This window comes from Ruania rhizosphaerae (assembly GCF_009805705.1).
Taxonomy (GTDB): domain Bacteria; phylum Actinomycetota; class Actinomycetes; order Actinomycetales; family Beutenbergiaceae; genus Ruania; species Ruania rhizosphaerae.
The window spans coordinates 290405-310112 of record NZ_VSMB01000001.1 but is presented as its reverse complement, the minus strand read 5'-3'; the positions used below and the strand labels follow the sequence as shown (position 1 = coordinate 310112).

Sequence of the window (19708 nt, the reverse complement as noted above, 5' to 3'; positions counted from 1 at the left end):
AACCGAGAAAGGACGACGATGTCCGATCAGACGTATTTGTACATCGCACTCGCGCTCTACTTCGCAGGCATGATCGCCATCGGGGTTTTCGCGGCTCGCAACACGAAGGACCACGAGGATTACATGCTCGCCGGGCGGAACCTTCCGCCCTGGGCAGCCGCCCTCAGCGCCGGTGCCTCGGACATGTCCGGGTGGCTGGTCATGGGCCTGCCGGGCGCCATCTATGTCTCCGGCCTCATCGATGCCTGGATCGCGGTGGGCCTGACGGTCGGCGCGTACCTGAACTGGCGGTTCGTGGCACCGCGACTGCGGGCCTACACCGAGGTCTCGAACAACTCGATCACGATCCCGAGCTTCCTGGAGAACCGCCTCAAGGACACGTCCCGGCTGCTGCGGATCGTCTCCAGCGTGATCATCCTCGTGTTCTTCACCCTCTACATCAACTCCGGCATGGTGGCCGGCGGGGTGTTCTTCGAGAGTTCCTTCGGGTCCAACTACCACCTCGGGCTGGCGCTCGTCGCGGTCGTGACCCTCAGCTACACGCTCTTCGGCGGGTTCCTGGGAGCCTCGCTCACCGATGTGGCGCAGGGGCTGATGATGATGACGGCGCTGCTCGTGGTTCCTGTGCTGGCGGTGGTCAGCCTCGGCGGATTCGGTGAGATCGGCCCCGCGTTGGCAGAGGTGGGACCGGACCACCTGAAGATCTTCGGCGGGGCGGCGGTGACCGGTGGCGTGATCATCGGCATCATCTCCTCCCTGGCCTGGGGGCTCGGATACTTCGGTCAGCCCCACATCATCGTGCGCTTCATGGCCCTGCCCAGCCCGCAGGCTGCGACGTCCGCCCGCCGGATCGGCATGACGTGGATGGCGCTGTCGATGGTCGGCGCGGTCATCTGTGGGCTCGTGGGTCTGGCCTACTTCGAGCGGACCGGGAACAACCTCGACAACCCCGAGACAGTCGTGTTGGTGATGGCGCAGCTATTGCTGCACCCGATCGTGGCCGGCTTCGTGCTTGCTGCGGTGCTGGCGGCCATCATGAGCACCATCTCCAGCCAGCTCGTCGTATGCTCCTCGGCGCTGGTGGAGGACCTGTACAAGGTGATGCGCCGTGAGGCCCCCTCACCGAAGCACCTGACCGTCCTGGGCCGCACCTGTGTGCTGCTGGTCGCGATTGTCGCGGCGCTGATGGCGATCGTGCCCAATGACACCATCCTCGGGCTCGTCTCCTTCGCCTGGGCAGGGTTCGGCGCCTCGTTCGGGCCGATCGTGCTGCTGAGCCTTTTCTGGCGCAAGCTCACCAACTGGGGAGCGCTCGCCGCGATGGTCGGCGGTGCCGTCACGGTCTTCGTGTGGAGCCGGTTCGACACCGGGATCTACGAGCTGCTCCCCGGATTCATCGTCGGTCTCCTGCTTGCGGTCGTGGTCAGCCGCGCCACCTACCGGCACGACGCGACGATCGAGAAGGAGTTCGACGACACCGGCGAGCTCATGGCGATCAAGGTCGGGGCTGGACAAACCCCCGGACCCGACACGCGTAGTGCTGGGATGCCGTCATAGTTCCCTGAAACCACGTGACGGCGAGAGTCGAGGGATCTCCGGGGATGGCGATCGGTCGCAGATTGTCCTCCCCGGAGTTCTCGGTGATGGGCGTCCATGCCCAGGAGGCTCCGCCGTCGGTGGTGTGGCCGTGGAAGATCTCGTGGTGGGCCAGCGCTGAGCCGTCCCGTGGATCGATCGGCGCCGACAGGTAGAGCGAGTCCAGATCGTAGGGGTCGATCGAGACCAGGCCCGTGTAGTCCTGCTCGTGCGGGAGCAGGTTCGCCCCCGCCGGGGCGAGCGGGAAGATCTGCCAGCCTGCGCCGTCGTGACGGGCATAGACGAAGCGGTGGTCGGAGTAGTTGCTGTTCTCCGGCTCATCGTGGGCGCGGGCGGTGAGCACGGCAGCGAGCTGACCGGTCTGGGTGCCCCGGCCCTGACGGATGTCTGTGGTCCAGGCGTGAGTGAGCGGGGAGTCGGTCAACGTCATGCGGGTGGCCAGCAGCGTGGTCAGCTCCACCTGGGAGGGGGCCTCGGGGGAGAGGACCGTGGGGTCGACGACCGTGCCGTCGGAGTCGTGCAGTGCGCCGCCGGCGATGTAGCCGTGATAGATCGAGTTGTCGTAGTCGCGCGGGTGGTGGTCGGTGGTGATCAAGTCGATGCGGTCGGTGCCGTTGGAGGCGTACCGGGTGTAGCCGTTGACGTACCCGATCTTCGGCCGGGTGAAGAGCTTGCCGCCGTAGCGGAAGGTCTCGCCGTGGTCGTCGCTGATCAGGATCGAGGGGTCATCGTTGATCGCACGGGCGAAGGCGTACAGGCGGTCCTCGCCGGCGAGGTAGTGCAAGTTGGAATAGGTGGCACCGCGGCCCTCGGTGAGGTCGGTCCAGTCGAAGGTCTGCTCCGGGCCCCACTCGGTGGCGTCGTGGGGGCGGGCGGAGATGCGCCAGCGCTGGAAGTTGTCCGTCTTGTGCTTGGTGTACATCGCCAGGTAGCGGCCGTCCGGGCGGATCCACAGGGCCGGGTCGTTGTGGTCGTCCGCCTCGAGATTGGCGTGCAGCACCACGATCTCGGAGGCGCCGGAGCTCAGATCAACGACGGCGAGTTCGATGTTGCCGGAGCGAGCCTGGCCTCCCGCCCCCTCAGCCGCGGCCACGGAGCCGATCAGCATCGTGTCGGTGACGGGATCGATGATGGCGCGCTCGTCCTGGAACCAGCACCAGGCTCCGTTGTCGTTGAAGGTCTGGATCTGCACCGGGGTCTGGATCTGCTCTGAAGCCATGGAGGGAGATTCTGCCAGGCGCGAGGCGGCCTGGATAGCGGTTACCGGCGGTGTGGTGCGTGCGCTGACGGGATCGACACGGCCGCGTCACTCTGCGGCATGGTGGCGCCGCGCTCTACGCATCTGTGTCGATCAGGTCGTGGGACGATGACGACCATGGGGCCCGAACTTCCACCTGCCACCTACTCCATCGACGATGAGGATCTGCGGGACCGGCCCGATGACGTCGAGGCGGCACGGCAGCGGGTAGCGGCGCTCGCCGCACTCGGCGAGGACGCAGATGCCGAGCGCATCGGCTGGCTGCGGATGCTCGGTGAGCTGGGGGAGGCCGAGCGGGTCGGGTGGGCAGCCCTGGCGCGGGCCGGCGGGCCGTCGGATCCTGCGCTGGTGGGGGAGGGCGACGAGCCGCCGGAGGTGATGGGGCCGCGTGAGGGGAGCGGGCCGGTGGAACAGGTCCGCGTGCTGCCGGTGGCTGCGATCGGGCCCGCCCTCCGGCTGGCTCACGTGCTGCAGTGGCAGCGGCGGTTCGCGTTGGCCGACCTGCTGTTCCGTCGCGCGCTGCACTCCGCAGAGTCTGCGTGCGTGACGGCGGAGCCCGGCTCCCGGCAGGAGCGCGTCGCCATCGCGATGAAGTACTTCGCGTGGCAGCACGGGGGCAAGAGCCTGTTCGACCAAGATCGCTACGACGAGGCATTGGAGTGGTTCCTCACGGCCTTGCGACTGCGTCAGGAGGCGGGGGCGCCCGACGATCAGCTGGCCTCCACGCGTCAGGCGATCGCCGCGACTCGGCGTCGTCTGATGTAGCGGCGCTCGGAGTGCCGTGGTCCGGAGGAACGGCGGTATGGCGCGGGTAAATGTTCGCCTTGAGCGAAGGTGACTCAACTCTGGAACACCGGGACCGCCGTCGCCGTTGGACAGGGTGTACGGCGGGTGAGGTGCCCGCCGATGCCCTTGGCCCCACGGGGGCCACCAACCACAGGAGGTCTGCGATGAACCTGATGTTCGACCCGTTCCGTGACTTCGACCGTCTCGCCGGCCGCGGCCCGCGCTGGATGCCGATGGATCTGTACCGCCTCGGTGACGACTTCGTCGTCGACATCGACCTGCCGGGCGTTGCGCCCGATTCGATCGACCTCGATGTCGACGGCAACATGCTGACCGTGCAGGCAGAGCGAACTGTCGCCCAGCCCGACGGCGGTAAGTGGCTGGCTCAGGAGCGCCCGTCCGGTTCATACCGGCGTCAGCTCACCCTCGGTGACGGCCTGGACGTCGAGGCGATCGCCGCCAACTACGCCCACGGCGTGCTCACGCTGCGGATTCCTGTGGCCGAGCGTGCCAAGCCGCGCAAGATCGAGGTGCAGACCAGCGATGCCGCCACGGAGTCGCCGCAGGTCGAGGCGGCTCAGAGCGCCTGACCGGGCACGTCTCAGCGACGAAACGCCGCACCTGGTGCATGGTCATTGCACCGGGCGCGGCGTTTCGTGTGCGCTCGTCAGTCGTGTCAGTGGATCGCGGTGACCTGGTAACCGGCTTCGTCCACGGCTGCGCGGATGGCTGCCTCCTCCACCTGTGACGTCGAGGTGATGGTCACGGGCGAGGCCTCGCCCTGGTGCAGGTCGACGGAGACGTCCGAGACGCCGTCGATCTCCTTGAGTTCTGCCGTCACGTGGGCAACGCAGTTGCCGCAGGTCATGCCGGTGACATCGATCGTGGTGGTGGTCATGGTGGGTCCTTTCGGTGTCAGGAACGGACGAGACGTGCGATGGCGGCGCTGGCTTCCTCCACCTTCGCGGCGCCCTCCTCCGGGGAGCGGCGTGCCGCATCGACGACGCAATGGGCGAGGTGGTCCTCGAGGAGTCCCAGGCCGACGGCCTGCAGCGCCTTCGTCACGGCTGAGATCTGTGTGAGGACGTCGATGCAGTACGTGTCGTTCTCGACCATTCGCGCGATCCCGCGCACCTGGCCCTCGACCCGTCGCAGGCGTTTGAGGTACGCCTCCTTCTCGGGGGTGTAGCCGTGGGTGGAGGTGTCGTGCTCCACCATCTGCTCGGTCATCGCATGCTCCCTGCATCGTCCTCGTCTCGTGTGGCCATGGTACCCCCCGAGGGTATGTGAGCGCTACCCCTCGTCCACGCTGTGCAGGTCTTGTGCAGGTCGCACAACGGAATGGTCACGATCACTTCGAGCTTGGTATCGATCCGGCATCAGGCCCGGGTTCGCGCCGATCCCTGCCTTAACGTGAATCGCATGACGACGACCCGAGGCTTCCCTGCGCATGGAACCTCTCGCACCCGCCGGGCCGTTGCCACCACCGTCGCCGCGGGTGCACTGGCAGCCGGACTGGTGCTGGTCCCCGATCCGGCCGCGGCGTGCGGCTGTGGTGCAGCCGTGGCGAACGAGGGCTACGACATCGCCGTGGACCGAGAGGAGGCGCTCGTCGCCTGGGACGGGGAGACCGAGGACGTCATCCTGCAGCTGGACATGCTGTCCGAGGCTGATGAGGCTGCGTTGGTGATCCCCACGCCCGCTCCTGCCGATGTGGGATTGGCGGACCAGGCCGTCTTCGATGCCCTCGAGGAGATGATCGCTCCGAGTGTCGAGGTGGAGTATCAGTGGTGGCCGCAGGGAGGCGGCGGTGCTGGCGGGTCCGACGGTTCGGCGCCTTCTGGCTCCTCCGTGGACGTCATGAGCACGGTCACGCTCGGGCCGCTCGAGGTCAGTGTGCTCTCGGCCAGTGATGCTGACGGCCTTGCTGACTGGCTCGACGCCCACGACTTCGTGATGAACGATGCCGTGGCCGAGGCGCTGCTGCCCTACGTCTCCGAGGGCTGGTACTACGTCGCGGTGCGGATCGCGCCCGAGTCCGAGGTGCTGGACGGCGAGATTCAGCCACTCCGGCTGACGTTCGACTCCTCGGCGCTCCTGTACCCGATGCGGATCTCCGCGGCCGCCACCCGTGAGCAGTACGTGCGCACCTACGTCGTCACCGAGCAGCAGGTACAACGCACCGATCCGACCTGGGACCGGGAGACCGGTGAGCGCCGGTTCGCCGGCCCGCTCGAACCGGGGCAGACCGCTGATGAGACGCTCGCAGAACTGGCGGCCGATGGCGCCTATCTCACCGTCTTCGACCAGCACTTCGACGACCCCAGCCAGCAGATCGTCTCCGACTTCACCTTCGCCCCCGCTCCGGAAGCCGGCGACCACCGTGAAGTCACGCACGTCACCCGGATGCGGGAGATCCTCGGACTTCCCGCCGGGCCGGTGCTGGTCGGGCTCGGCGGATTCGCGCTCTTCGCCGGGCTGGTGGCGGCCGCCGTGATCCGCGGGCGGCGTTCGAGCTCCTGACCGTGCAGAACTGACGGCTCTCGGCGACTCTGTGCCAGATGAGGCACGGATGGGCTGAGAGCCGTCAGCTCGGTACTGGCTACGTCGAACGGCGAAGCTGAAACCGCCGACCGGTCACCTCGGTGACGTCGATCCCGACGACCGTGCCCTTCCATCCTTCGGTCCAGGGTGAGGGCAGGACTGCCTCAGCTCGCGCCTCATCATCGCCGCTCAACACCCGCGTCGTGCCGCGTGCCACGACGCTCGTAGCCGTCTCGATACCGACGTCGTCGATCTCGAAGGCGACCTTCTCGCTCATGTGAATACCCAGCAGCTTGCTGCCCTCGGCCGTGCGGAACACCAGGCGATGCCCGTCAACGCCGACGTTGATCGGCACGATGTTCACCTCATCGGCGAGGCGATACGCCAATCGTCCGAACCGGGCGTCGGCGAGGAGGTTCCAGCACTCCTGCTCTGTCAGTTCGCTGATCCGGCTGGGATCGGGGTCGATGTCCCAGATGGTCGTCATCGTCACTCACCTCCGAGCGTGTCTGATCACGATACGCCGTGCGGTCCGTTCGCGCCGGGACGTTCGTCCTTGAGGGGTCCGGTGAGGTGCAGTGCTGTCGGCGGTTCTTCGCCTCGCCATAGATCGAGGCCGAACAAGTCGATCGCATTCGCGGACATCACCAGGCGCTCCTCCTCGGCGCTCAGGTGCGCCGCCCGTATCGCGCCGAAGGCGAGGGCTGGGTCTATCAGGGTGGAGTCGGTGCCGAACAGCATCCGACGGGGATCGACCCGGTCGAGTACCCACCGCACGCGCCCAGCGTCGGGCCGCGAATAGCACGGTTCGAGCCAGAGTCGATCGGTGCGGGTGAGTGCTTCGGGGGCCAGGCGCCAGGCCGGGCCGCCCATGTGCCCGGCGATGGCTCGTACTCCCGGGACGGAGGCCACAGTGTCGGCGAGGTCGAGGATCTCAGTCCCCCACGTGTGCACCAGGGCAGGAAGATCGGCGTCCGCACACACGCGCAGCGCGTCGGCCATCGCCGGCGAACCGGCTGGAGTGGCCGAGTAGTGGGTATGAATCTTCGCGCCGACGAACGACCCACGCAGCTCATCAAGCTGCTGCTCGGCAGCGGCAAGGTCACGTGGATCGATGACGAAAAGCCCCCGCAACCGCGGCTCGTCACCGATGGCGCCCGCTAGGGCCGCGTTGCCCGCCGCCGGATCGTAGGCGACCGCCTCGACCGAGGAGACCAGCTGGACGTCGATCCCGTAGGTGTCCATCACCCGCAGGTTCTCCGCTGCGGTGCCCTCGGACGGGAAGAAGAACCACGGTCCCAGATGGCCGTGCACGTCCACGATCATGACGACCTCCCGGCCAGCCGGCGCAGGTTCCCGCCCACGATGAGCTCACGCTGTTCGGGTGCAAGCGCACTGGCGTGGAGCTGGTCCAGGACCGCGTGCTCTTCGAACCAACCGGCACGGGTCCCCAGCAGCAACCGCTCCGGCCCGGCATGCTCGAGCAGGAGCTCCCACGCACCGGGGCTGCCGAGCAGCCGCGTGCTCAGGTGAAACCCCGGTTCATCCCGTGCCAGCAGGATGAACTCGCCGAGGTCGTAGAAGTGCTGGTCCAGGAACACCACCGAGGCGCCGAGGCCCATCATCGCTGCACCGACATCGACGGTGGAGCCCTCCACCAGCAGCGTCATCCCCAGCTCCGTGGCACGTCGCACGAGAGTCCGCAGCCGCGGCGCCGTCCCAGCAATCTGCTGCCTGCCCGGGGCCAGTCGCAGGAGGTGCACCCTGTGCTCGGCCGCGCGGTCCATCTCCTGCTCGGCGCCCAGCGGGTCGCGCAGATCGATCCCGTACACCGGCCACCAGCCGTACCGCTGAGCGGCGTCCGCCGCCTCATCGTTACCGGTGCGCACGTCGAACTGCAACGCACGCAGCGAGGCGACCGCTCCGCCGTCGATCGCTGCCTGGGCGAGGCGCTCGGCAAGCTGGTCCGGCGGCTGCCTCAGCCCCGAGGTGACCTCTCGCCCGATCAGCAGATCACAATCGGCGATCACGGCGCTACCTCCTGGTGCACGCGGCCGATCGCGGTGGCAATGTCGTCGATATCCCCAGCCGAGAAGTTCTCGTTCCACGGGATGACCACCAGGCGGCGCTCGATGAGGGCCTCGGCCACCGGGCAGAGTCCGTCGGAGTAGTCGGCGGCCCCGCGGGTGGGGAAGCCGCTGCCGCCGTAAGCTGCCGAGTCGCGCACCGCCGGCTCGGCATACAGCGGGCGCGCGAGATAACCGGCCAGGCTGGGCACGCCCTCGGCGGTCAGGGCTGCGGCATACCGCCGCAAGCCCGGGGCATCGAGACCCTCCAGCAACAGTGGGAGGTACCAGTAGACGTGGTCGCCGGTATCGGTGGGCAGGGTAGGGCCGGGGGAGTCAGTGAGCAGGTCCGCCAGGCGCGCTGCGCCCTCCCGACGGCGGTGCACCACCTCGGGGAGCTTGCGCAGCTGGGCACGGGCTACTGCAGCGACCAACTCGGTCATCCGGTAGTTGAGTGCGAAGGACAGGTAGGTGCGTTCGCCGGTGTCGCGTGGCCAGCCCTTGTCCGCGAACAGGCGCATCGCCCGCGCCAGCGCCGGGTCGTCGGTGGTGACCAGTCCGCCGTCACCGGCGGTGATGTGCTTGTACTGCTGCAGGCTGAAGCAGCCGATATGACCAACACTGCCCACGAGCTGGTCGCCTACCGGTGCCAGGTAGGCCTGGGCGCAGTCCTCGATCAGCAGCGCCCCGGCGCCCTCGGCGATCCGGCGCAGCTCGTGCACTGGCGCCGGTTTGCCGAACAGGTGCACCGCGATGATCGCCCGGGTGCGTGGCGTGATCGCCCGTTGTACGGCCGCTGGGTCCAGGCAGCCGGTGGCCGGGTCCACATCCGCGAATACCGGCACGGCGTTCTGGGCGATCACCGGGAAGACGGTGCCCATGTCCGAGATCGGCGGGACGATGATCTCCTCGCCGGGGGCGGGATCCACTGCTGCGACGGCCAGGTGCAGGGCTGCGGTTCCGCTGCTGCATGCGACGGCGTGCTCGGTGCCGATCAGGTCGGCGAACTCCCGGGTGAGCGCGGCCACCTCGGTGCCCCAGACGCCGGAGAGCATGCCGCTGCGCAGCACCCGCAGCACCGCCTGCTCCTCCTCCGCCCCGATGGTTCGCCCGGAGGCCGTCAAGGGTGACGGGAGGGGTTCGGCTCGCACTGGAGTGCCGCCGTCGATCGCCAGCATCAAGGCCCTTCTGTTCCGTCCGTGTACTCACGATAATACGGGCCGGGCCGAAATTGTCGAACGTCGGTCGTTCCCGCCGGACGAGTACGGACCGCTGTCAGTGCGGGAGTCTCGTCATCGCACCGGAGCCAGAACCACGACCTCCGTGGGTGTGCGGCGGCCCGCAGCAAGCTGGACGATCCCCGGCTCCAGTGCGACCCATGCGCCCCAGAGCCTCTGGTGCTCATCGCCCTCGGCGCGGTGGGCGAGGACGGCGTGCGTCGATCCGTCGGGCAGAGTGACCGTGGCTTGTGGCCGGGCCCGCAGGTTCAGCCACCAGTCCGGGTGGCCCTCGCCCCAGCCGTTCATGACCAGCGTGTGCCAGCGGACGCCGTCGGGCAGGTAGCCGAGGATCACGGTGCGCTCCCGACCGGACCGGCGCCCGAGCGTGGTGAGTGAAAGGGCGCCCCAGGCGTTGCGCTGCCCCGGTTCCCACAGGCCGCGGCCGGGCCCGCGGCGGGCGATGGCGCGGTGCACCTTCCAGGCGGTGGTGACGATCGGGCGTGGTGGGACGAACGGCGTCCTGGGCATCGGGCGTGCTCCTTGGTTGGGCGGCACCTCGAGCATGCCCGCGACGGCGGCCCGTGCGTATCGGCCGAAAGGCTGGCTTTGGTTGTGGATCTCTGCACCGTGCTGGGCGCGAGATGCCCAAGCGACGAGTGGAAGGGGCGTCTACGCTACAAATCGAAGGCCGCCTACGCTACAGATGGAACCGTGCCGCCGTGTCCGGCACGACGGCCACCAAGCCCGGAGCGCGCGTGTTCGCGCCCTGCCTCCGGCGGGCCGATGAGGCCAATGACCGGCGCGCCGGCACTGGGATCCGTACGATGTCCAGATGCGACTGGGCGTTCTCGACATCGGCTCGAACACCATCCACCTGCTCGTCTTTGACGTCGTCCGCGGCGCCCGGCCCATCCCGGAGGTGGACGAGCGGGTCTCGATGCGGCTGATGCGCTACCTCTCCGACGATGGCGAGATCGTAGGGGAGGGCCGGGCCGCCTTGCTGGAAGCCGTGGACGGGCTGATGGATGTCACCCGTACCCATGCGGTGGATGAGACGTTGGTGATTGTCACCTCCGCCATCCGGGAAGCGACCAATGGCGAGGAGATTCTCAGTGAGATCCGCTCCCGGCTGGACGGCGATCTCCAGGTGCTCTCCGGAGCCGAGGAAGCGGAGCTGACTTTCCTCGCCGCCCGCCGCTGGTATGGCTGGGGCGCTGGCCAGCTTCTCGTGCTCGACATCGGTGGCGGCTCACTGGAGGTGGCGGCCGGGATCGACGAGATCCCCGACGTCGCCGAATCGGTCCCGCTCGGGGCTGGTCGCCTCACCCGGGCCTATCTGCAGAGCGACCCTCCCAAGAAGAAGGAGCTGAAGGCGCTCCGATCGGCCGTGCGCAGCCAGCTCAAACCGCTGGTCGCCCGCGTGACAGCCCGTTCCGCCCCCGACCACGTGGTGGCCACGTCGAAGACCTTCCGGTCCCTGGCTCGCCTGGCCGGCATGTCCGTCAACGGGTACGGGTCGGATCAACGCTGGCAGATGAGCACCAGCCTCCTCGAGGACTGGGTGCCGCGGCTGGCGAAGATCCCCGCGGAGCAGCGGATGGAGCTGCCCGGCGTCACGCCTGAGCGGACGTACCAGATCGTCGCCGGTGCGGTCGTGGCGGTGGAGACCCTGCGTGCGCTTGAGGTTGAGCGTGTCGAGATCTGCCCGTGGGCGCTGCGGGAGGGCGCGCTGCTGCGTCGGCTCGACCATCTCTGAACGCAACGGACGGGCAGGGCGCGGGCCGTGCCATAGTTGGCACGGGCCCGGCCCTGCCCGTCCGTTGCCTCCGGTGAGAGGTCAGGCGATGCTGCGGTGACGCCGCACGAGCAGTGCCCCCGCGATCAGCAGGGCCAGTGCCAGGACGGCGATTCCGGCCACGGTCACTCCGGTGGTTGCCAGTTCCTCATCGCTCTGGCTGTCTCGGGTGGGTTCGTCGGCCTGGTTGTCCTCGCCCGGGTCGTCATCGCCCGGGTCTGTGGTGCCCGGATCCGTGGTGGAGTCGGTGTCTGGATCGGTCCCTGGGCCCTCGTCCGTCTCCGCGGCCTCGATGACCACCGCATCGGACCGGAGCGTGAGCGCATCGACGAAACCATCGGCCGTTGCGAAGACCTCGAGGCTCAATGCGCTTCCGACTTCAGCCGGCGCCGGGGTGTAGACCGCCTCGGTGGCGCCGTCGACGGGCTCTTCGTCTAGGTACCACTGATAGCCGAGGACCGCGCCGGCCGGGTCGACGGTCACCTGCGCCGACGTCTGGGCACCGGCACGAACGGCCGGGTCCAGTGTGACGGCCTCGACCACCACCTGGCGCGTCACCTCCACGGTGTAAGTCTCCTGTGTCCCGTCCTCGGCGACGACGCTCACCGAGCCCACGCCGTCGGCATCTGCCGGCTGGGTGATCGCCACCGACGCCGATCCGGCCGCCGTGGCTGCGAGGGTCGGATAGGCCGAGCCCTCGACGAGCGCCTCGTAGGAGGAGACTTCGGGGTCGAAACCCTCGACCGGCACACCGTCGAGCGTGAGCTCGCGCAGTGCTGCGTCGTCGGAGAGCGGTTCGGCTGCCGGAATCGTCACCTCGGTGATCTTCAGGTAGGAACCCGGGGTTTCGATGACGAGCCGGATCCCGGTGGCTGTCACCGGCTCGAACTCGATCGAGGTCTGCTCGCCGTTCTCGGCCGGCGCCGCGGTGCCGGCGCTGGTGGCGGACCACTCGCCCGTCTCGGGGTCGCGGTGCTCGACGGTGACACCGCTCGGATCGCCCTCGATGTTGCGGAGCGTGACCTTGCCGACCACGAGGGAACGATCGAACTCGGCTGTGAAGGAGGCCTCGTCCGGGTAGCCGGAGGCTGAGGCCCAGGTCGACCAGGACGTCGACTCGTCTGCGTCGCACGCATTGCTGGCGGGGAAGGTTCCCCAGTCGGTCTGGTGGAACGAGGCCGACACGGTGGTGCCGGGCAATCGGCAGGCGTCCATCACGTCCCCAACGACGACAGCTGCCTCGAGGTAGCGCTCGTCGAGGTCGGCGTACTCGCCCTCACCCCTCACGTGCCCGGAGATCCGGTAGGTCCCTGGTGTCGAGAAGTTCACACCGTCGAGCTCCCAGTCGGCGGAGACGCCGGAGAAGCTCAGGCCACCGGCGCTGACGTCGAAGGTGGGATCGAAGTCGTCCTCCTGGTCCGGCTCCACATGGAACACCAGCGGTGTGTCGGGCTCGAGTGGGTAGTACAGGCTCTCGTTCTGCGGGTCGAACGCCCCGACGTTCTCCACCGTGACCGAACGTGCCTCGGTGTCCACCTGGATGGGCGCCCACACGTAGCGGGATCGCTCGCCGGCCGATCCGTTCGACTCGGTGATCCAGCGATCACCCATGTAGATGAACTGCCCCGCCTCCTGGTCGACGGCGATGGCGAAGGTGGGCTGGGAGTCGAAGCAGCGCGCCGGGCTCGCCGTCCCTACATGGTCACGGGAGGCGAGACCCACGCACGGGTTGCCGATCTCGATCCGTTCCCACTGACCGTTCTCGGGATGGCCATTGTTGTTCCCGACGACGGCCTCGGTGTCGGTGATCATCGACGGTGACCGGTAGGCCACCACTGGAGTCGATGCCCAACCGTCCGTGCCGGAGGTGATCATGTAGTAGTAGCCGTCGTACTTCAGCACGCTGGAGGCCTCACGGCTGAAGTCGGGCAGCACCCGGTTGCTGAAGTCCTCTCCGAGGACCGCATCACTGCCCTCGGCCAGCGGCCCGGTGTACTCGGCATTGAGCCGGGAGACGTACATCCACTTGTTCATCTCCGAGGAGTAGACGACGTAGGCGTCATCGACCGCAGGGTCGACCGTGCGCGTGCCCGCATCCTGGAAGACGGTCATGTCCCGAGAGTCACCTTCACGCCCGGTGTTCGGGACGCCGTCGGACCAGTTCATCTTGGTGGTGTTGACGAGGGTGAACGGACCCCAGGGGGTGTCGGAGGTGGCGAAGCCGACCTCGGCCCGGGAGTACCGCGAGCCGATGTTCTGGTTCTCCTGCCGGCCTCCGTCGCGTACCCACTCGATCAGGTCGGGACTGCTGGCGAGCGGACCGTCGGCGTGGTAGATGATCACGAATTTCCCGGTCAGCTCGTTGTAGAGCATCTTGGGCCGTTCCATGATGTTGATGTTGCCGTTGAGTCGGTAGCTGGCGTTCGCGAGGTTCTCCTCGTCGTACTCCGCCGCGATCCCGGCATCCTCATCGGCCCACGCGGTGACGTAGGGCTCGACGAACGCGCGTGCCTCGTCGATCTCCTCCTGGCTGACCTCCGCCGTCGGCGCGGTGAGGTTCGCCGTCTCCTTGATCTCCTCGACCCGCTCCGGGTCGACCTCAACGGCCGTGCCCTCGTCGTTGACCTGCAGCGTGAAGTGCTGGTGGCTCGGAAGCACCAGGCCCATGTCGTGCCACGAGGTGAGGTCGGTCGACCAGTACCCGCGCACACCGTCCACGGGCCGGGTCGCGTGCGTCTTGTCCTCGCCGTACCACAGGTACACCTGCTGGTCGAGGGTGCCGTCGCCGGTGATGTCGAGCCCGACGACCTCCTCATCCACCTGCACCACGGATCCGCCGTGGGCCTTGATCGGGTCGCCGTCGACGTCAGTCCACACGGAACCGTCCGGGGCCGGGATCGTCGGTGTGTCGGCGACTGCGGACAGCTCGGCGGTGCTCGCGCCGGGTTCGGAATGCTCACCGGTGCCCTGGGCTTGGGCGGTCCCACTCCACAGGAGCGAGGTGACGAGACTGAGTAGCGCGGTGGCGCCCAGCGCGCGGCGGGTTGCGCAGCGGCGGCGTGGCCGGGTGGGTGGAGTCAAGGTAGCGCTCATGGGTACCTCCTCGGTCAGGGCGGCGTGAGCGCCGCGAGCTGGATCGTTCAGGGCGGGTAGTGGGCAGGCCGGCCGCCCCCGGCCCGGGCGTGGTGGCCCGGGCCGGGGACTGCCTCAGCGATCAGCTGATGCTGCGGTGGCGCCGCACGAACAACAGCGCGCCCGCTACCAGCAGGGCGAGAGCCAGGGCGGCGATCGCGCCTACGGTCGCACCGGTGCTGGGCAGCTGGTCCTCATCGGACGGATCGCTGGCCTGGTCGCCGCCGGAGGCAGCGTCGGACCCGTCCGAAGCGCCGGAGCCATCGGTTCCGGCATCCGAACCGTCGGAGCCATCTGAACCGTCGGCGCCGGCGTCGGAACTATCAGTTCCGCCGTCCGCACCGCCATCAGCACCGCCGTCGGATCCGTCAGCACCTCCGTCCGACCCGCCATCAGAACCATCCGACCCATCAGAGGCCTCGATCACCGTCACCTCGAACGACGTCGACGCAACGTCCCCGACCGCCCGCGTGTGCAGCGGCGGCGCAGTCTCGGTGTAGAGCACACCGAGGGTCTGCACGCCGAGAGTGTCCGGGTTGTACCCGGTCACGGCCAGCGCGTCGTTGTCCAGGACCGACTCCACACCGTCGGAGTAGGTGGCGGTCACCTCCAGCCCGGTCAGATCCAGTTCCTCGCCCTGGGTGTACTCCACCCGGTCGGGAAGGCTGGTGACCTCGATTCCCGTCAGAGCCGGCTCGGCCCGAGCCACACCCACCCAACTCAGCATCGGGGACTGGCTGCTGGTGTTCACCAGTGTCAGCGTCACCGGGCCGTCAGCCTCGAGCTCGACGGCGTAGGCCAGCAGGGCACTGGGCGACCCCTGGTCCAGAGTCACCGAGTCGACCACGTGGTCCTCGCCGTCGTAGCTGAGCACCACATCGGAGGTCCGGGCCCAATCCGGCCACCACGAGTGGCTGCCAGCCGCCAGCTCGTAGTCACCGGCAGGCAGGGTGAACGTGTACGACAGTTGCGAGCCCTGTGCGTTTGAGGTGTACATCCCGGTGGTGGTCAGCTTGCTGTACTCGCCCGGGACGATGCCCTTGAAGTTCACCTCCGAGGCGCCGCCGGCGTTCTGCCCGGCGTGGCCCCAGGTGCCGTCGAACGGCTGGTCCGGGGAGTCGTTGACCAGGGTGGCCGAGTCCGAGATGACCTCGTATGACGGCGAGGTGTAGCCGAGCGACCCGCCCTCGGTGCCGTTGATGTCGGCGAACGCCACCACACCGGAGGGGATCACCTCCACGAATGCGGGGATGGTTGCACCCCCGTACTGGCCGGCCACCGTGACGTTCGCCCACGCCTCACTGACATCGGCGTCGGCGGGCCACTCGACCGCGATCTCCCGCGTGCTGTCATCGGTGAGCGTGACCGTCACCGTCTCCGGCAACTCGGGCTGGATGCCCACCAGAGTGGCCACCCGGACGTCCTCCACGGAGACGATCTGGTCCCACAGCGGGGCCGATCCGGCACGCAGCCGGTCCGCCAGTTGAGCGGCGCCCTCGGCGTCCAGACCGTACCCGGCCGGATCAGTGACCGCCTGCTGGGCGGAGGTGATGGCGTTCTGTAGTGCCTCCCAGCCGGTGTCGGTGAAGTCGTCCGTCCGCTCGATCTGCTCGGCGGTCTCCAGTACCTCGGCCAGTTCGGTGACCTCCGCGGGGACTGAAGGGACGCCGTCGTGAACTGCTACGGCATCCACGGTGAGAGAACCGGAGAGGACCTCCAGGCTCACGGTGTGCTCGCCGTGGGCGAGCCCGCGCAGCACGTACGACTGCTCGAACTGACCACTGGCCTGCGTGCGGGCAGCTGGCTCGACGAGCTCACCGTCCACGCGCACCTCCAGGCGGGCGGAGCCGTCGTTCGACCCGAGCACGTCCACTCCGGACCCCGTGAAGGTGTACGCCACGCTCGCGCCTGCCTCAGACGTGCGGGAGGTGGAGCGCTGGTACTCGTACATGCTGCCGCTGACGGCGTGGTTCCAGTTGCCGGAGTAGGCCAGTTGGGTGGCCGGCGGGTCGCTCAGATCGGTCATCTCGAGGTTGTCGAGGTACTCCCCGTAGTAGGGCAGGTAGGACTCGACCTGCTCGATCGACAGGTTGTCGAACTGGGTGTGGTGGAAGCCGCTGGCCAGATCGACCCAGCCGGAGCCGATCGGGTCGGGGTCGGTCCAGTCGACCACCTGCTCGCCGTCGATCCAGCCGGTGACCTGGTCGCCGGCCACTTGCAGGGAGAGTTCGTGCCACTCATCCCCGATGTCGCCGATCGAACCGGAGGCGGTCACCGAGCCCATCCGCACCAGCTGCCAGTCGCCGTCGCGGTCGAGCCGCAGCACGTATGGGGTGGTGTTCAGGCTCTGGGAGTTGTCGCCACCGCTGGAGCGCGCACCGATGGCGGCGTAGTTGCCGTCGGTCGTCTCCCGCTCGAAGCGCACATCCACCGTGGCGCGGTAGTTCGTCCACCGGCGGTCACCGATCGCGGTGATCGGATCGCCGCCGTTCCAGGCGCCGCCCACACCGGTCTCCTCGGTGTCGAGCTGCTGGCGCAGCACCCATTCGTCACCGTCGAGGTAGGCCTCGAAGGCGCCGTTGCGGTCCCACGTGAACAGCGGGATGAGCCCCGTCTCGCCACCGCGGGCCTCGACGAACGGGTCGGTCTCGGTACTGACCTGACCGTCGGCGGTCAGCTGCGGGACAGTGCGGTCGGTGTAGTCGAAGTCGTCGGCCCACAGCACGCCGTCGCCGGAGTCCAAAACCGTGCGCTCACCCTCCACGGGCAGCGGGTCGGTCCAGCCCTCGTCATCGGTCACGTCGAGGGACGTCACGGTGGTCATGGAGAACGGGGCCACCTCGACGACGTACGCTCCGCCGTCGGACGTGGCGTCCGCACGACGCTGCTTGTAGTTGGCGTTGAACGCCTCGCCGTCCTCGGCCGCGCGGGTCTCCCATACGGCCAGCGGGGCGCCGTCCAGTCCGAAGCCTTCGGGGGAGAGCCGGTAGGTGAGCGTCTCCTCGGAGTCGTTGACGATCACGGTGGAGAAGTCCGAGCCGTCCGGGGCGGCCAGAGTGAGGTAGTTCGGCTCGCCGTTGCGCCCGACCACCGGGTTGGTGCCGCTGGCTCCGGAGCTGCTCGCCTCGGGCACCGCGCGCCAGATCCCGGCGGTGTTGTCGGCGTTCTCCCAGCCGGTCACGGCGAAGTTGGAGAAGTGCTGCAGCACCGCCAGGCCGCCGTCGTAGTGCATCCACCCGGACCACGGGTCGCGGGCGCTGACGAGCTCCTTGAAGGAGTACTGGCCACCTTCGTAGAAGGAGCCAATGGCTGGCTGGTAAATGAAGTGGGTCCGGCGGGAGTTCACGAAGCCCTTGACGATGGTGTTCGCCATCTCCAGGGAGCTGATGTGCCCGCCGATCCCGGTGCCGGCCACGGTCGGGTCGGCAGTGTTGTTGTTCGGGCGGAACGCGGTGTTGGAGAAGGTGGCCTGCGCCTCGCTGTTCCACACCTGCATGTCGAACTCGTCCGCGAGCCGGGTGAAGTTGCCGTTGCCGTCGTCGTTCGGGTTGTAGTGGTAGGCCGCAACGTCCACGGCCTCGCGCAGGTCGGCGTCGGCCATGATCTCGTCGCCGAAGGTGCCCACGCCGACCTCGTCGGAGATCACGGTCTGGATCTGACCGAACAACTCGGCCTCACCGTCACGGAACCCCGCTAGGGCCGGGTCGTCGCTGATGTAGCCGGTGCTGTCGGTGCTCACCCGATCAGCGAACTCCTCGGTCCAGGTCAGGTCCGCGCTGTGCTCGTTCACGCCGGGGTTGACGTAGTCGACCATGTAGCCGTACTCACGGTAGGCGGCCAGGATCGTGTTCTTGTACCAGGTGTAGATGTCCTCGTTGCCGTCCACCCAGGCGGGGGCGTTCCAGCGCAGGATCGAGACCTGCAGGTCCGGGTTGACCGCGAGCGCGTCGGCGGCGAGCTGGAACCCCGGGTGCCGCGTGACGTTCGCCGGCTCGTCCTCGGTGCGCATGGTGGCCACGTCGGAGCCGGTGGAGTTGTTCCGGTCGTTGCCCATCTCGATCTTGACGTGGTTCATGATCGGGTGCTCGCCGCCGAACAGGATCCGGATCATCTCGGCGTAGGCCTCGGGGTGCTCGGACTTGTAGTCCAGCAGCACGGCGCTGGTGCTGTTGGCGGTCAGCGTGCCGAAGCCCTTGAAGGTGAGGCCGTTGACGTTGTCGGAGGCGATATCGGCGGCGTCGATCGCGACGTCGACGTACTCGGGGACCGCGTCGATGGCGCCTTCGATGATCTCCTCGGCATCGCCCTCGGCGATCGCGAACCAGCTCAGCACCGGGGCCTCACCACCGCTCTGCAGGTAGGTCAGCGAGATCTCGGTCGCGCCCTCGGGGATCGTGAACGCACTGGTGTCCTGAATCGGCTCGGGGGTGTTGGCGGCGGTGCTCATGCCCACCTGGTCGAGGGTCTGCGACTCCTCGGCACCGTCGAGCTGGTAGCTCAGGGTCGGGTCGATCTGGCGGTACCTGTCCTGGCCGGCGGCGTAGAACTCGTAGAACCCGCTGGTGAGGGTGTAGGTGCCCGGTTCCAGGTCGAGTCGGTAGGCAACATGGTCGCTGTTGGTCCGGGCGCCGATCTCGAACTTGGTGAAGGTCGACAGGTCGGTGCCCGAGGCGGGGTCGCCGCCGGGGATGGTGAGCTTGTAGTCGGTGGGCTCGTCGTAGGTGTAGCCCCAGGTCGCGTCATCGGCGAAGCGCTGGTCCGGGACCTCGTTGCGCAGCGTGCTCAGGGTCTCGACGGCGGTGTAGGCGGGGGAGTCGACGCTGTCGGCGGACCACCACTGGCTCTGCGCGTCGCCTCCGTGGCCGGCGTCGACGAAGTAGGTCAGCGGGTGCTCAACTGGGGGGATGACCTCCACGACGGCGGTCACGGCCTCACCGTCGGCGGTCCCGCTCACCTCGACGGTGCTGTAGGGCAGCGCGAAGGTGTCCGCGCCGATGTCCCAGGTGACGTCGTGGTCGGTGGTGCCGTCCGAGATGGTCGCGGGTAGCGAGGTCTCAGCCGCGTTGTCGGCGCCCAGGTACGCGGCCGCGGGGACCGTTTCCGGGAGTGCCGCAGCGGCGGGTGCTGCCGTCACTGCTGAGGTGCCGGCTAAGGCACCGGCCAGGACCGTTGCTATGGCGGCGTACCGCAATGATGGCGATCCGGGGCGGGAGGCTGGCCCGGTCGGGGTGCCTGGGCTGAGGGGGGACGCGCTCGACGTCGAGGGCATGGTGCTCCTTTGCTGTGCCGTGACTACGACGTGAATGGAATC

15 protein-coding genes are annotated in these 19708 nt (G+C 68.2%); 5 read left to right on the top strand and 10 right to left on the bottom strand.

Features of this window, described 5'->3' with window-relative positions; genetic code table 11:
• Nucleotides 1-18: 18 nt before the first annotated feature.
• On the top strand, nucleotides 19-1557 hold the full coding sequence (gene putP, locus FV560_RS01280) for a sodium/proline symporter PutP (protein WP_159618507.1): 1539 nt from the start codon (nucleotides 19-21) through the stop codon (nucleotides 1555-1557).
• Here the strand turns inward: putP and FV560_RS01275 are convergent.
• Nucleotides 1496-2815 (bottom strand): BNR-4 repeat-containing protein, encoded by a 1320-nt coding sequence (locus FV560_RS01275; protein WP_159618505.1) that lies wholly within the window; start codon nucleotides 2813-2815, stop codon nucleotides 1496-1498. The genes putP and FV560_RS01275 overlap by 62 nt on opposite strands.
• A 147-nt stretch (nucleotides 2816-2962) precedes the next feature.
• Here FV560_RS01275 and FV560_RS01270 point away from each other — a divergent pair, with 147 nt between their 5' ends.
• Both FV560_RS01270 and FV560_RS01265 read left to right on the top strand, forming a co-directional pair.
• Nucleotides 2963-3619 (top strand): tetratricopeptide repeat protein, encoded by a 657-nt coding sequence (locus FV560_RS01270; RefSeq protein ID WP_235019849.1) that lies wholly within the window; start codon nucleotides 2963-2965, stop codon nucleotides 3617-3619.
• A 185-nt stretch (nucleotides 3620-3804) separates the two neighbouring features.
• Nucleotides 3805-4230 (top strand): Hsp20/alpha crystallin family protein, encoded by a 426-nt coding sequence (locus FV560_RS01265; RefSeq protein WP_159618501.1) that lies wholly within the window; start codon nucleotides 3805-3807, stop codon nucleotides 4228-4230.
• An 86-nt stretch (nucleotides 4231-4316) separates the two neighbouring features.
• Here the strand turns inward: FV560_RS01265 and FV560_RS01260 are convergent, their stop codons facing one another.
• Nucleotides 4317-4538 carry a heavy-metal-associated domain-containing protein gene (locus FV560_RS01260; RefSeq protein ID WP_159618499.1) on the bottom strand — a complete coding sequence of 74 codons (222 nt, stop codon included), beginning with the start codon at nucleotides 4536-4538 and terminating at the stop codon, nucleotides 4317-4319.
• 17 nt (nucleotides 4539-4555) lie between these two features.
• Nucleotides 4556-4870, bottom strand: a complete 315-nt coding sequence (locus FV560_RS01255; protein ID WP_275401868.1) for a metal-sensitive transcriptional regulator — start codon at nucleotides 4868-4870, stop codon at nucleotides 4556-4558.
• Nucleotides 4871-5062: 192 nt separating this feature from the next.
• Here FV560_RS01255 and FV560_RS01250 point away from each other — a divergent pair, with 192 nt between their 5' ends.
• On the top strand, nucleotides 5063-6163 hold the full coding sequence (locus tag FV560_RS01250; protein WP_159618497.1) for a DUF2330 domain-containing protein: 1101 nt from the start codon (nucleotides 5063-5065) through the stop codon (nucleotides 6161-6163).
• Between the two features lie 79 nt (nucleotides 6164-6242).
• Here the strand turns inward: FV560_RS01250 and FV560_RS01245 are convergent, their stop codons facing one another.
• The 5 genes from FV560_RS01245 to FV560_RS01225 all read right to left on the bottom strand — a co-directional run bounded on the left by FV560_RS01245 (nucleotide 6243) and on the right by FV560_RS01225 (nucleotide 9998).
• Nucleotides 6243-6671 (bottom strand): pyridoxamine 5'-phosphate oxidase family protein, encoded by a 429-nt coding sequence (locus FV560_RS01245; RefSeq protein WP_159618495.1) that lies wholly within the window; start codon nucleotides 6669-6671, stop codon nucleotides 6243-6245.
• A 26-nt stretch (nucleotides 6672-6697) separates the two neighbouring features.
• Complete coding sequence (locus FV560_RS01240) at nucleotides 6698-7510, bottom strand: amidohydrolase family protein (RefSeq protein ID WP_159618493.1); 813 nt, start codon at nucleotides 7508-7510, stop codon at nucleotides 6698-6700.
• Nucleotides 7507-8214, bottom strand: coding sequence for an amidohydrolase family protein (locus FV560_RS01235; RefSeq protein ID WP_159618491.1), 708 nt, complete (start codon nucleotides 8212-8214; stop codon nucleotides 7507-7509). Before FV560_RS01235 ends, FV560_RS01240 begins: the two co-directional genes overlap by 4 nt.
• Nucleotides 8211-9428 (bottom strand): DegT/DnrJ/EryC1/StrS family aminotransferase, encoded by a 1218-nt coding sequence (locus FV560_RS01230; protein ID WP_159618489.1) that lies wholly within the window; start codon nucleotides 9426-9428, stop codon nucleotides 8211-8213. Before FV560_RS01230 ends, FV560_RS01235 begins: the two co-directional genes overlap by 4 nt.
• A 114-nt stretch (nucleotides 9429-9542) precedes the next feature.
• Nucleotides 9543-9998 (bottom strand): nitroreductase/quinone reductase family protein, encoded by a 456-nt coding sequence (locus FV560_RS01225; protein WP_159618487.1) that lies wholly within the window; start codon nucleotides 9996-9998, stop codon nucleotides 9543-9545.
• Between the two features lie 304 nt (nucleotides 9999-10302).
• On the opposite strand from FV560_RS01225, the gene FV560_RS01220 reads away from it, so the two are divergent.
• Nucleotides 10303-11226 carry a Ppx/GppA family phosphatase gene (locus FV560_RS01220; RefSeq protein ID WP_159618476.1) on the top strand — a complete coding sequence of 308 codons (924 nt, stop codon included), beginning with the start codon at nucleotides 10303-10305 and terminating at the stop codon, nucleotides 11224-11226.
• Between the two features lie 81 nt (nucleotides 11227-11307).
• Here FV560_RS01220 and FV560_RS01215 read toward each other — a convergent pair whose 3' ends face one another.
• Both FV560_RS01215 and FV560_RS01210 read right to left on the bottom strand, forming a co-directional pair.
• Nucleotides 11308-14358, bottom strand: a complete 3051-nt coding sequence (locus FV560_RS01215) for a glycoside hydrolase family 43 protein (RefSeq protein WP_159618474.1) — start codon at nucleotides 14356-14358, stop codon at nucleotides 11308-11310.
• A 121-nt stretch (nucleotides 14359-14479) separates the two neighbouring features.
• Nucleotides 14480-19666 (bottom strand): Ig-like domain-containing protein, encoded by a 5187-nt coding sequence (locus FV560_RS01210; RefSeq protein WP_159618472.1) that lies wholly within the window; start codon nucleotides 19664-19666, stop codon nucleotides 14480-14482.
• Nucleotides 19667-19708: the final 42 nt, after the last annotated feature.